The following is an 11,499-nucleotide window of genomic DNA, read 5'->3' as shown; positions in this document are numbered from 1 at the left end:
ATCCAATTATCATCAATGATTGTCCCGCTTTATTTTTTAGACATTCTTAGGGGCGGACAATTCCATCGTATAATATAAGTAATAATAAAAGACTATCAGAAAAAACTCATAACTCCACTATAACATAGAGTAGGCTCTTTGACTAGCTTTTTCACCTGAATCTGAGTCCTTTTGGATAATAATTTTTCAAAACATTTCCTGTTACCTTGGCAAAGCCTAATCCGTTTCCTTGAACCACAACTTGGTACCAGCCATTTGGTCGAGCCTCAGACAATTGAACAGTCTCACCAGCCACATATTTTACAAAATCCTCATCATTGATTTCGACCCTTTGTTTTACTTGACTTGGTTTCAAGGCTAATCCCAGAGCAAAGCTTGGTTCGAAGCGTTTCTTCTTAAACGTCCCCAGATGGAGCCCATTTCGGGCAATTTTGAGCTTCCCTAGATCAGGTAGCATCTCTGGCAAGAGATAGAGCTGATCTCCAAAAGTCTGCAAGATACCAGTTAGATTGACCTGCAAGTGTTTTTGGGCAAAATCACGCCACAAATCCAGTTGTTCACGACTGAGATTGCTCTTACTGGCTTTGAATTTAGGTGCTGGATTTTCTCCCTTAAACTGCAAATGGGCAACAAACTGACCTTCTCCCTTAAAATGGTGAGGGTACATTCGCGCCGTTTCAGGAAGTCCAATTCCTGCTACCATACCGTTCACATGCTCGACTGGAAGCAGTTCAAAATCATAAGTATCCAGCAACCAGTGGACGATTTCTTCATTTTCCTCAGTTGCCCAAGTACAGGTCGAATAGACCAAACGCCCACCTTCTGCAAGCATGGTGACTGCATCTGCCAGAATTTCTCTTTGCAAACTAGCGCATTGACTCGGATAATCGGTACTCCAATAATCCATGGCATCTGGCTGCTTACGAAACATCCCTTCACCCGAGCAAGGTGCATCAAGGACAATCACATCAAAGTAACCTTTAAAAACCTTGGCTAAGCGGTCAGCAGATTCATTGGTCACGATAACATTTGTCGCTCCAAATCGCTCCATATTTTCCACTAAAATCTTAGCACGCTTGCTTGAAATTTCGTTAGAAACAAGAACTCCTTGATTAGCCAGATAAGCAGCTAGTTGAGTGGATTTTCCACCTGGTGCTGCCGCCAAGTCCAAGACCTTCATGCCAGGACTTGGTTGAGCTACCTGGGCCACCATTTGGGCTGCAGGCTCTTGTGAATAAACGAGACCCGTCACGTGCTCTGGTGACTTCCCTGAGACCTTACCATAATGTCCCCAAGGTGTATTTGGAATAGCATCCGCAAACGATAGCTGACTTTCTTTTAAGGGATTAACCCGAAAAGCCGAAACCGCTTCCTGCTTAAAAGAGGCAAGAAAATCTCTTGCCTCATCTTCTAGTATCGCTTCATATTTTTCAACAAATCCTTCTGGAAATTGCATTTAGTTCTCTTTCCTTTCGTAGATATAAGACTGAATCTCTTCTTGCATCTCGATTGGCACCATCATGACCGGCTGGCGTGTTTGAAAATCAACAGGCTCACCAGAAACCGTAAGAAGACGATAGCCCAGACTTTCCCCTAGGATACTTGCAGCAGCGTAATCCCATGGCTGCAAGTAGGTGATGTAAGTCAGAAGACGACCCGATAAAACCTTAGCAAAACTAATGGCCGCACTGCCGTAGACACGGACTCCCAACGCTGCTCGGCCCAAATCCGCCAAGCCCCACTCATTGGTTTCAAACATACCTGAGTTACCGGCAACTAAAAATTCTTGAAGAGGTTTCTTTTTAAAAGGCGGTAAGGGATCATTATTACGACAAGGAGGAAAGGCACCACCACCATGGTAACAATCACCTTTCATGACATCATAGATGATGCCAAATTTGCCCACACCATTCTCAAAATAAGCCAACATAACGGCAAAATCTTCCTGCTGGGCGACAAAATTATTGGTACCGTCAATGGGATCAATCACCCAAACATTCCCCTGGCCAACTGCAGCACGTAAACAGCCCTCTTCCGCGCAAATCAAGTCCTCAGGATAGGATAACTTGATTCGATCAACCAAGAGTTGCTGGACCTCCTTGTCCAAACGTGTCACCAAGTCTGTAGGGGAAGACTTGCGCTCAACCTGCAAATCTTCTTTCATGTGAGCCAAAATATAGTCAGCAGCTTCCTGCACAATCTGTTTGGCAAATTCAAATTTAGTTTCCAAGAGAAATCTTCCCTTCTCTTTTTTCTTTTGCTAATTGAACTGCATGATAGAAGGAATAACCGCTAGCCGTCTCAAATTCGCGACCTAGGCGCTTTTCTTCGCTTTTGCTTGGAACCACAGACTTGAATTCCTTGTAAGACTCTAGCAGTTTTTTTGCTTCTACCTTATCTTCATAAGCAGCTTCAACATCATTAAAAAAAGAAAGCACTGAAGCAAGTTCTTCAGTGCTCCACGACAAATCTAGTGGGTAACTATACTGTTTGTTCATCTATCCTATACCAGCTCTCAATGTTGCTTCTTTTAGTTCTTGTTTACGGTAACTACGAGGGAGAAAAGCACGAATCTCATCTTCATTAAAACCAATTTGCATGCGTTTGGTATCTGTAATAATTGGGCGACGCAAAAGACTAGGATATTGCTCAATCAACTGAAGCAACTCCGATACCGAGATACTCTCTACATCAATATCCAATTTTTGAAAAATTTTTGAACGAGTTGAAATGATGTCATCAGTACCATTTTCGGTCAAGGAAAGAATGTGTTGTAATTCTTTTCTTGTTAAAGGACTGGTCATAATATTATGCTCTTGAAAGGGCACCTTATGCGTCTCTAACCAGGCCTTTGCCTTACGACATGATGTACAACTCGGTGATAAAAATAGTGTAATCATGCTTTTCTCTTCTTTTATCTATACTTAGTATTTCTATTATACAAAAAAATAAAGCGCTTGACTAGGTATTTTTAGAAAAAAAGCCTATTTTTTCATAGAAAATAGACTGTTTTCTGCAAAAATCTCCTGCTTTGCAAGTTTATCTTTAGGATAACCTAACAATAAATAGGGAGCAGAGCACCTTCTCTCGTTTTTTATTAAAAATACAGAATTTTTTCCACTATTTCCTTGAAGCTTTAACAAGAAGGAAACAAAACATTCCTTCATACAAAGCAAAGAAAAGTAAAAAGGCATGGAGGAAGAAAATCTCTGGCAAAATCCTAATAACGGGATCCTTTGCTGGATCAAAAAGCCAGGTATCGTCTCCCACAAAGAGAATCTGATGGAAAAGAGTAAAGAATTGCTCAAAACCAATCAACACTCCCACAAGCCCAATGACTAGAGGCAATAGCACCAGAGCCAAGATACTTTTACGATATAGGGGCAAAAAGCCTTTTTTCACAATCTTTCTAACAAAGAAATAAAAACTTGGTAGCGTCACTAGGGCAACTAGCTGAACTAAGTGAAAAAGACTCTTCACCACTGCAAAGTGGTGTAAACCTGCTGCTGACGAACGAAAATCTGGCATCTCTAAGACCTGACTAAAGGGATTGGTCAGGTAATTCATCAAGATATGAAAATTGTACTGAATGGTTTCTGGTTTTAGATAGGCTCGACCCGCTAAGTTCAGCCACTGAATCTCCATGGGATAGAAAATCCAAGCCAGATAAATGGTTAAGAGAATAGAAAGGGAGAAGAGAAAGAGCATACTTCCCCAAAAAGTCAGTTTAATTTTCATCAAAATTCCACTCCGCAAGGCTAGAAACCACATGAGTTGGTGCGATTGGCAAGTCAGCCACTTCTTCTGCCTTGGTGAAACCTGTTGTCACCAAGAGCGTTGGAATACTATTGTCAATCCCTGCTCGGATATCTGTCAGGTAGTTATCCCCCACCATGAGCAATTCTTCTCGTTTCAAGCCCAGATGTTCCACGGCCTTGTCCATAATGATAGCATTTGGTTTCCCAATGTAAACTGGTTTCACTCGTGTTGCCACTTCAAGCAGGGTTACAAGTGAACCAGCACCAGGCAAAAGACCACGTTCCGTTGGGATATTGAGGTCTGGATTGGTTCCGATAAAGTGGGCACCCTTTTGGATAGCTAGGGTCGCCGTAGCAAATTTTTCATAGTCCACTTGCCAGTCCAGTCCAACTACCACATAGGCAGGATTTGCCTTGTCTTCAATATAACCAGCCTCCTTGATAGCATTTTTGAGCCCAGCTTCTCCGATGACATAGACTGTCTTTTCCAGTCCCAAGTCATTCATATAGTCGATGGTTGCCAAAGTCGCTGTGTAAACCGTCGATAGAGGCGTGTTGATATTAAAATTCTGAGCCAACATCTCTTGAACGCTCTCAGGAGTACGAGTTGTATTGTTGGTTACAAAGAGATAAGGAATTTCTCGCTTTTGCAACTCATGAACAAAAGCCTCTCCTGCCGGGATTCGGTCTTTCCCCTTGTAAATGGTTCCGTCTAAATCAATTAAATAACCTTTATAAGCCATATCGCCCTTTCTAATTGCCTTCAATTTCTTGCCACGTAATCATAGCTTGGGCATTGATCTCGCCATCACTGATAATCTCATGCTTGCTTTCTAGTCCCTTGAGTTCATAAGCTGAAGTAATCATGCCACCCGGTCGCACCTCTTTGACATATTTGAGATTGATTTTCTTTGGAATATACTTGGTCAAAAAGTCTGCTCCCATGACTTCAAAAATCCAATCCAGGTATTTGCTATTATTAACATGACCATTCATATCCAAGTCGTAAAAACGAACATGGTAGTCTTTACTGATCGGGTTTTCTAGATTTGCATACTTTGGCCCACGGATGAGTTTTTTATCAAACTCAGACTGATAAGGCGCAACAATCTCCGGTTCGACAGCATGGACTTTACGACTATCTCTGTCCATGAGAACAAAGGTTGCTACCATGCGAATGATTTCTTGACCTGCTTCATCATAGATAGTGAAACGGCGGTAGCAAAAAAGACGATTGTAAGTCAATGCTTCTGTTTCAATCGTAATCTCCTCAGCAAAGCGAGGCAAGCGAACCACGTCAATCGCATAGTCTGTAATAATCCAGACCAGATTGTAACGTTCTAACATATCCTTGTCGCTAACTCCCAGTTCAATCGACTGCATACCTGATACTTGCAGGGACAGCAAAATCACATCTGGAAGTTTGATATGACCGTTCATGTCTGCCATATCAAAAGGAATTTTCATTTTCATTTGATAAGTTAAGCCCATTGTTCTACTCCAAAATAAATCGTTCTGCTACAGTGTCTCCCAAGAAGAGACCCCTCTTTGTCATTCGGACACGATCACCGTCGATCTGCATAAGACCTTGTTGAACCAAGTCTCTGATGATCTCGCCATAAAGTCCATCAAAGGACCGTCCAAATTTCTCCTCAAATCGCGCCATAGAAACACCTGATTTCTTGCGGAGGCCTAGGAACATTTCTTCTTCCATCTGCTCCCTTTGACTCAGGTGTTCTTCTGTAATCCGAGCATTTCCTGCCTCTACCGCATTGAGATAGTGGCGGATAGGACCATGATTTTTATAACGCACCCCATTCACATAACCTGAAGCACCCGCACCGATACCATAATACTCGGCATTATCCCAGTACATGAGATTGTGGCGACTTTCAAAGCCAGGCTTAGAGAAATTGGAAATCTCATAATGCTCAAAACCAGCTCGCTCAAGCTCTGCGATGATGTACTCAAACATCTCTGCTTCTAACTCTTCCTTGGGTAGGGGCAGTTTCCCTCGTCTCATGCGGTTCATAAAGACCGTATGATTCTCCAAAATCAAGCTATAAAGACTCATATGAGGAATATCAAGCGAGATAGCCTTAGCCACATTATCCTTGACCTGAGCCATAGTTTGACCAGGTAGAGCATAAATCAAGTCGATGGAGATATTGTCAAAACCAGCCAGTTTCAGGCGGTCAATATTTTCATAAATATCCTTCTCCAAGTGACTACGCCCAATCTTTTTCAGCATCTTGTCATCAAAAGTCTGCACACCTAGCGAGACACGATTGACAGCCGAGTTTTTCAAAACCGCAATCTTATCCGCGTCCAAATCGCCTGGATTGGCTTCAATGGTCAACTCTTCCAAGACAGACAAGTCTAGATTTTTAGTCAAGCCATCCAAGAGCACTTCTAGCTGTGAAGCTGACAAAGCCGTTGGTGTCCCACCTCCAATATAGAGGGTTCGCAATTTTTGGATATCATAAGAACGAAACTCTTCTAGCAGATGCTCCAAATAACTATCTACTGGCTGATTTTTAATAAAAACTTTTGAAAAGTCACAGTAATAACAAATCTGGGTACAAAAGGGAATATGCACATAGGCGGACGTTGGTTTTTTCTGCATAGTACTTATTATACCACAAAGACTGGTTTCCAGATAAAAATCGCCATCTCCAGAACCAGAGATGGTGATGTTTTATTCTTCTGTAATATCAATAATAATCTCTTCTTCGTCTTCTACGATATCTGGAGTCGCTGACTGTTCTTGCCACTGCTCCTTGAGATTGTTAAAGGTTTCCTTTGACGCTTCTGTCGCTTGTCGAGCACAGTTTTTAGCTTGGTCAAGGACACTGTCAAAAGTGATTTCACCAGATTCTACTTGTTCCTTTGTTTTCAGCACAAAGTCCCTTGCCTGTTCCTTCACTTCAGTTAGTTTCTCACAAACCTGCTCTCTAGCATATTCTGGATCTTCTCTCAAATCATCTAGAAAATCCTGAGCTTGACTACAGACTTGCTTGCCCTTGTCACTCGTCAAAAATAAAGCAAGAGTTGCACCTGAAACTGTTCCTAAAAGGATAGAGGATAGTTTTCCCATAAGATTTCTCCTTTTTTATTTTTTGAAAATTTTACTTGCGAAACGAAGAGCTGACAAGCCTGCACCTGTTTTGATGGTCTTTGAACCAGCAGATGAAGCTTTTTTGCCTAAGACACGTGCATGTTGGTTGAGATCAGATACTGATTCTGACAAGTCAGCCACTGCCGTAAAGAGTGGATCAATCGTCGCAACTTTGATATTGATATCGTCTGCTAACACATTGACCTTAACCAACAATTCATTAGTCTGATGCAAGGTAACGTTTACATCTGAGCTCAACGTTTTGATGGTTTTCTCTGTCTCATCAATCATACGACCTGCTTTTTGAATCGTGATTGTCAAATAGACTAAACAGACAATCAAAGCAATCGCAACAAGTATATATGCAACTTCTAACATTTATTTTTCCTCCTCTGTATGATAGAAAGGGGCTTTCTTTCGATTTTGATAAAGTATGATAAAAATACCAAGTCCGATAAGGACAACTGATAACCATTGGGAAACTCGCAGACCAAAGAACATGAGACTATCCGTCCGCATCCCTTCGATAATCATACGACCAAAGCCATACCAAATCAAGTAGAATGCCGTGATATGACCACGTCTGATTCCCTTTAATTTTCGTCTAAAAATCAAGATTAAAGCAAAACCAATCAGATTCCAAACAGACTCATATAAGAAGGTCGGCTGACGGTAGCTACCATCGATGTACATCTGGTCGCGGATAAAGTCTGGCAAATAATCCAGACTATCTACCGCTGCACCGTAGGCTTCTTGGTTAAAGAAGTTCCCCCAGCGTCCTAAACTCTGGGCAATCATGACGCTCGGTGCTGCAATATCTAAGAAATCCCAAGTATTGATCAGCTTTCTATCTGCAAAGATATAAAGAACAATAGCCCCTGCTATCAAACCTCCATAAATGGCCAAACCACCATTCCAGATGGCAATGATTTCACCTGGATTTTGCAGATAATAATCTAAACGAAAGAGTACGTAGTATAGTCTAGCACCTAAAATCGCGACTGGAAAAGCAATCAGGATAAAATCCAAAATATCATCTGACAGAATTTTCTTTTTAGGAGCTTCCTTCATGGCAAGGTAGACTGCCAAAATCAAACCAGCCACAATACACAAAGCATACCAACGAATAGAAAAAGGACCGATTTCAAATGCGACTGGATTAATCATTTTTCACCTCATTTTGAGCGATCAGACTTGTCAAGCGTTCTTCAAATAAACGTGTCGCATCAAAGCCCATTTCCTTAGCACGGTAGTTCATGGCAGCCGCCTCAATGACAACAGAAATATTGCGTCCTGTTTTTACCGGGATACGGATACGCGGAATGGCTACGCCAGAAATCTCGATTTCTTCAGCATTATTTCCTAGACGGTCAAAGGTCTTATGGGTATCATAATTTTCCAAGTAAACAGCCAACTGGACTTGTGAAGAATCTTTTACAGCACTTGCTCCGTAGAGACTCATCACGTCAATAATACCCACTCCACGAATCTCAAGCAAATGCTTCAAAATTTCAGCGGGCTCTCCCCAAAGGGTCATTTCATCCTTGGCAAAGATATCTACACGGTCATCTGCTACTAGACGGTGTCCACGCTTCACAAGCTCAAGACCCGTCTCGCTCTTACCGATACCACTATCCCCTTGGATCAAGACACCCATGCCATAGATGTCCATCAAGACACCATGCACACTCGTACGTTCAGCCAAACGGGAATCAAGGTAGCTAGATAACTCTCCAGATAAACGACTAGTTGATGTTCGACTGGTTAAAATCGCAATCTTACATTCCCTAGCAGCTTTCAACATTTCTTCTGGAACTACTAAACCACGCGCAACAATAACCACTGGTGTTTCTGGTTGAAACATCTTGGTCAACACCTTATAACGGTTGTGAGAAGACATAGAGACCAGATAAGACCACTCCTTCATCCCCAAGAGTTGAAGTCGCTCCGGAGTATAGTAATCAAAATAGCCCGTCATTTCAAGACCTGGTCGAGAAATGTCCGCAGTATTTATTTCCTTTTCAAGCAATTCGCCTTCACCATAAACAATATCTAGTCTGAGCTTTTCAATTACTTCTCTTACTAAAACCGACATAATTTCCTCCTTCAATCGAGTTCTCCCTACTATTATATCAAATTGTAGTTGGAAGTTTCCTTTTTTTGCAGGATTTACAGTATTTATTTAAAAATAAAAAGACTAGATTTCTCTAGCCTTTCATTTCAAATTAGAATTTTTTACGTTTACGAGCTGCTTCTGATTTACGTTTACGTTTTACAGAAGGTTTTTCATAGAATTCACGTTTGCGTGTTTCTTGAAGAGTACCAGCTTTAGTAACCGCACGTTTGAAACGACGAAGTGCATCGTCAAGAGATTCATTCTTACGTACTACTGTTTTAGACATTTTTTTCACTCCCTTCAAGTTCAAGATCTATTCTATTTTACACGCAAAATGAATAAATGTCAAGGAAAAAACTGCCATAAACTTATATTATCTTCACTTTCTTCCCTAGAAAGAACCAAATTGTTACAATAGATACCATGATACCTAAAAGAAAGTTATTTAAAATCTGAACTGTCAAGAATTTTCTCCGCTCCCCACTTACAATGAGAGCTTGGTGGTTGTTAAGCGATATCAATTCAAAATCTCAAAAACCACTCACTCCAATGAGCAAGTGGTTCTTGTACTTTTTATTTTTCAAGCAAGCTGAGCGCTTCAGCATCCGCAATAATAGTCACATCAGGGTGGTTTTGTAGGCTACTTGCTGGGAGGTTCTCAGTCACTGGGCCTGATACTGTTCCAGCAATGGCCTCTGCTTTCGACTCACCATAAGCAAAGAGAATAATTGACTTGGCATCCAAGATGTTTTTAATCCCCATTGAGATGGCTTGAGTTGGAACGTCTTCAATCTTGTCAAAGAAGCGAGCATTGGCTTCAATTGTAGACTGGTCTAGGTCTACAAGGTGTGTCTGGCTATCAAAGGCAGTTCCTGGCTCATTAAATCCGATATGTCCATTGCGACCGATTCCCAAGATTTGCAAATCAACTGGATGGTCAGCCAAAATTTGGTTGTAGCGTTCTACTTCAGCTTCAGCATTATCCTTAATCCCACGAGGCAAGAAACTTTCTTTAAATGGTTTTTGGTTAAACAAGTTTTCTTGCATGAAATAACGGTAAGACTGTGGATTGTCCCCATCAAGCCCTACATACTCATCAAGGTTTACACTGGTTAGATTTGAAAAATCAAGGTCACTCTCAACGATTTCCTTGTAAAACTCAAGCGGGCTGCTTCCTGTCGCAAGTCCTAATGTTTGAGCACCATTGGCCAATTTTTCCTTCAAAATCTCAAAAGCTACTTTTCCACCTTCGATTTGATTCTCAACTTTTATAACTTTCATTTTATATCCTCCATGTTTCTATATTTATTATATGGTATAGACCAATTTTTGTCAAGTGAAAACGATTTAATTTCTAAAAAAAGAGCGCCCAAACTTGAAACGTGTTATAATGGATAAGATTAGAACTTAGAAAGAATGATGAAAAAATGAATACAGCTGATTTTGATTTCCACTTACCAGAGGAATTAATTGCCCAAACGCCACTTAAAAAACGGGATGCGTCTAAACTCCTCATCGTCAATCGTGATACGGGAGAATTTCAGGATAAACACTTCCACTCTATTATTGATATGTTGGAACCAGGTGATGCCCTTGTCATGAACGACACTCGTGTTCTGCCAGCTCGCCTCTATGGTCAAAAGGAAGAAACAGGTGGCCACGTGGAGCTTCTCCTTCTTAAAAATACTTCTGGTGATGAGTGGGAAGTCCTAGCTAAACCTGCCAAACGCCTCAAGGTCGGTACTCGCGTCAGTTTTGGAGATGGTCGCCTCAGCGCTGTCGTTACGCAAGAATTGACCCACGGAGGCCGTGTTGTTCGCTTTGAATACAAAGGAATTTTCCTAGAAGTTTTAGAAAGTCTAGGTGAAATGCCACTACCGCCCTACATCCACGAAAAACTGGATGACCGTGAACGCTATCAAACCGTTTACGCTAAAGAAAGTGGCTCTGCTGCTGCACCAACTGCTGGATTACACTTCACCAAAGAACTGCTAGCAGAAATCCAAGCCAAAGGTGTTCATCTGGTCTATCTCACTCTCCATGTCGGGCTCGGAACCTTTAGACCTGTTTCTGTGGACAATCTGGACAAACATGAAATGCACTCAGAATTCTACCAGCTTTCTGAGAAAGCAGCAGCCACCCTTCGCTCTGTTAAGGAAAATGGAGGTCGCGTCATCGCTGTCGGAACCACTTCGATCCGCACGTTAGAGACTATTGGTTCCAAGTTTGATGGGCAAATCCAGGCTGATTCTGGTTGGACCAATATCTTTATCAAACCTGGTTACGAATGGAAGGTTGTGGATGCCTTTTCAACCAACTTCCATCTGCCAAAATCAACTCTCGTCATGTTGGTTTCTGCCTTTGCAGGCCGTGAATTAGTCTTAGATGCATACCAGCACGCTATTCAAGAACGCTACCGTTTTTTCAGTTTTGGTGATGCCATGTTTATCTATTAATTTTCATAATCAAAAAACGCATAGAATCAGATTTGATCCTATGCGTTTTGT

At 41.5% G+C, this 11,499-nt stretch carries 15 protein-coding genes; 1 reads left to right on the top strand and 14 read right to left on the bottom strand.

All coding sequences use genetic code 11. The features are described from left to right. Positions 1-151: 151 nt before the first annotated feature. From M1F56_RS06340 to M1F56_RS06275, 14 genes are all read right to left on the bottom strand, one after another. Entirely contained in the window at positions 152-1,456 is a 1,305-nt protein-coding gene (locus M1F56_RS06340; RefSeq protein ID WP_247917215.1) for an RsmF rRNA methyltransferase first C-terminal domain-containing protein, read from the bottom strand. After that, positions 1,457-2,230, bottom strand: a complete 774-nt coding sequence (locus M1F56_RS06335) for an inositol monophosphatase family protein (RefSeq protein WP_247917213.1) — start codon at positions 2,228-2,230, stop codon at positions 1,457-1,459. Beyond that, a complete protein-coding gene (locus M1F56_RS06330; RefSeq protein WP_001041968.1) occupies positions 2,220-2,498 on the bottom strand; it encodes a UPF0223 family protein in 279 nt (92 codons plus the stop codon). The genes M1F56_RS06335 and M1F56_RS06330 overlap by 11 nt, the downstream gene beginning before the upstream one ends. Continuing rightward, positions 2,499-2,900: a Spx/MgsR family RNA polymerase-binding regulatory protein gene (locus M1F56_RS06325; protein WP_002875821.1), complete on the bottom strand. Its 402-nt coding sequence runs from the start codon at positions 2,898-2,900 to the stop codon at positions 2,499-2,501. Between the two features lie 220 nt (positions 2,901-3,120). Further along, positions 3,121-3,738: a TIGR01906 family membrane protein gene (locus tag M1F56_RS06320; RefSeq protein WP_247917212.1), complete on the bottom strand. Its 618-nt coding sequence runs from the start codon at positions 3,736-3,738 to the stop codon at positions 3,121-3,123. After that, a complete protein-coding gene (locus M1F56_RS06315; RefSeq protein ID WP_247917210.1) occupies positions 3,728-4,501 on the bottom strand; it encodes a TIGR01457 family HAD-type hydrolase in 774 nt (257 codons plus the stop codon). The genes M1F56_RS06320 and M1F56_RS06315 overlap by 11 nt, the downstream gene beginning before the upstream one ends. A gap of 10 nt (positions 4,502-4,511) precedes the next feature. After that, complete coding sequence (locus M1F56_RS06310; protein WP_247917208.1) at positions 4,512-5,249, bottom strand: acyl-[acyl-carrier-protein] thioesterase; 738 nt, start codon at positions 5,247-5,249, stop codon at positions 4,512-4,514. Between the two features lie 4 nt (positions 5,250-5,253). Then, complete coding sequence (hemW, locus tag M1F56_RS06305; RefSeq protein ID WP_247917207.1) at positions 5,254-6,384, bottom strand: radical SAM family heme chaperone HemW; 1,131 nt, start codon at positions 6,382-6,384, stop codon at positions 5,254-5,256. Positions 6,385-6,456: 72 nt separating this feature from the next. Continuing rightward, complete coding sequence (locus M1F56_RS06300) at positions 6,457-6,855, bottom strand: YtxH domain-containing protein (RefSeq protein WP_247917206.1); 399 nt, start codon at positions 6,853-6,855, stop codon at positions 6,457-6,459. Between the two features lie 15 nt (positions 6,856-6,870). Beyond that, entirely contained in the window at positions 6,871-7,254 is a 384-nt protein-coding gene (locus tag M1F56_RS06295; protein ID WP_084945913.1) for a DUF948 domain-containing protein, read from the bottom strand. Next, positions 7,255-8,043, bottom strand: a complete 789-nt coding sequence (gene lgt, locus M1F56_RS06290) for a prolipoprotein diacylglyceryl transferase (RefSeq protein ID WP_247917205.1) — start codon at positions 8,041-8,043, stop codon at positions 7,255-7,257. Beyond that, complete coding sequence (hprK, locus tag M1F56_RS06285) at positions 8,036-8,971, bottom strand: HPr(Ser) kinase/phosphatase (protein WP_247917204.1); 936 nt, start codon at positions 8,969-8,971, stop codon at positions 8,036-8,038. Before hprK ends, lgt begins: the two co-directional genes overlap by 8 nt. A 130-nt stretch (positions 8,972-9,101) precedes the next feature. Further along, positions 9,102-9,278, bottom strand: coding sequence for a 30S ribosomal protein S21 (gene rpsU, locus M1F56_RS06280; protein ID WP_000048054.1), 177 nt, complete (start codon positions 9,276-9,278; stop codon positions 9,102-9,104). A 287-nt stretch (positions 9,279-9,565) separates the two neighbouring features. Then, complete coding sequence (locus M1F56_RS06275; RefSeq protein ID WP_247917203.1) at positions 9,566-10,273, bottom strand: glucosamine-6-phosphate deaminase; 708 nt, start codon at positions 10,271-10,273, stop codon at positions 9,566-9,568. A 146-nt stretch (positions 10,274-10,419) separates the two neighbouring features. On the opposite strand from M1F56_RS06275, the gene queA reads away from it, so the two are divergent. Beyond that, positions 10,420-11,448, top strand: coding sequence for a tRNA preQ1(34) S-adenosylmethionine ribosyltransferase-isomerase QueA (gene queA, locus M1F56_RS06270; RefSeq protein WP_247917202.1), 1,029 nt, complete (start codon positions 10,420-10,422; stop codon positions 11,446-11,448). Positions 11,449-11,499: the final 51 nt, after the last annotated feature.

Source organism: Streptococcus oralis (genome assembly GCF_023109005.1).
Classification (GTDB): Bacteria; Bacillota; Bacilli; order Lactobacillales; family Streptococcaceae; genus Streptococcus; species Streptococcus oralis_BU.
Note: the sequence above shows the minus strand (reverse complement) of the source record. Positions and strands in the feature narration are given on the sequence as shown.

Excerpts from the sequence above, each read along its gene's own strand:
- M1F56_RS06310 (WP_247917208.1), bottom strand. The coding sequence starts at position 5,249 with ATGGGCTTAACTTATCAAATGAAAATGAAAATTCCTTTTGATATGGCA.
- M1F56_RS06330 (WP_001041968.1), bottom strand. The coding sequence starts at position 2,498 with ATGAACAAACAGTATAGTTACCCACTAGATTTGTCGTGGAGCACTGAA.
- hprK (WP_247917204.1), bottom strand. The coding sequence starts at position 8,971 with ATGTCGGTTTTAGTAAGAGAAGTAATTGAAAAGCTCAGACTAGATATT.
- lgt (WP_247917205.1), bottom strand. The coding sequence starts at position 8,043 with ATGATTAATCCAGTCGCATTTGAAATCGGTCCTTTTTCTATTCGTTGG.
- M1F56_RS06300 (WP_247917206.1), bottom strand. The coding sequence starts at position 6,855 with ATGGGAAAACTATCCTCTATCCTTTTAGGAACAGTTTCAGGTGCAACT.
- M1F56_RS06315 (WP_247917210.1), bottom strand. The coding sequence starts at position 4,501 with ATGGCTTATAAAGGTTATTTAATTGATTTAGACGGAACCATTTACAAG.
- M1F56_RS06320 (WP_247917212.1), bottom strand. The coding sequence starts at position 3,738 with ATGAAAATTAAACTGACTTTTTGGGGAAGTATGCTCTTTCTCTTCTCC.
- rpsU (WP_000048054.1), bottom strand. The coding sequence starts at position 9,278 with ATGTCTAAAACAGTAGTACGTAAGAATGAATCTCTTGACGATGCACTT.
- M1F56_RS06275 (WP_247917203.1), bottom strand. The coding sequence starts at position 10,273 with ATGAAAGTTATAAAAGTTGAGAATCAAATCGAAGGTGGAAAAGTAGCT.
- M1F56_RS06295 (WP_084945913.1), bottom strand. The coding sequence starts at position 7,254 with ATGTTAGAAGTTGCATATATACTTGTTGCGATTGCTTTGATTGTCTGT.
- hemW (WP_247917207.1), bottom strand. The coding sequence starts at position 6,384 with ATGCAGAAAAAACCAACGTCCGCCTATGTGCATATTCCCTTTTGTACC.
- M1F56_RS06325 (WP_002875821.1), bottom strand. The coding sequence starts at position 2,900 with ATGATTACACTATTTTTATCACCGAGTTGTACATCATGTCGTAAGGCA.
- queA (WP_247917202.1), top strand. The coding sequence starts at position 10,420 with ATGAATACAGCTGATTTTGATTTCCACTTACCAGAGGAATTAATTGCC.
- M1F56_RS06340 (WP_247917215.1), bottom strand. The coding sequence starts at position 1,456 with ATGCAATTTCCAGAAGGATTTGTTGAAAAATATGAAGCGATACTAGAA.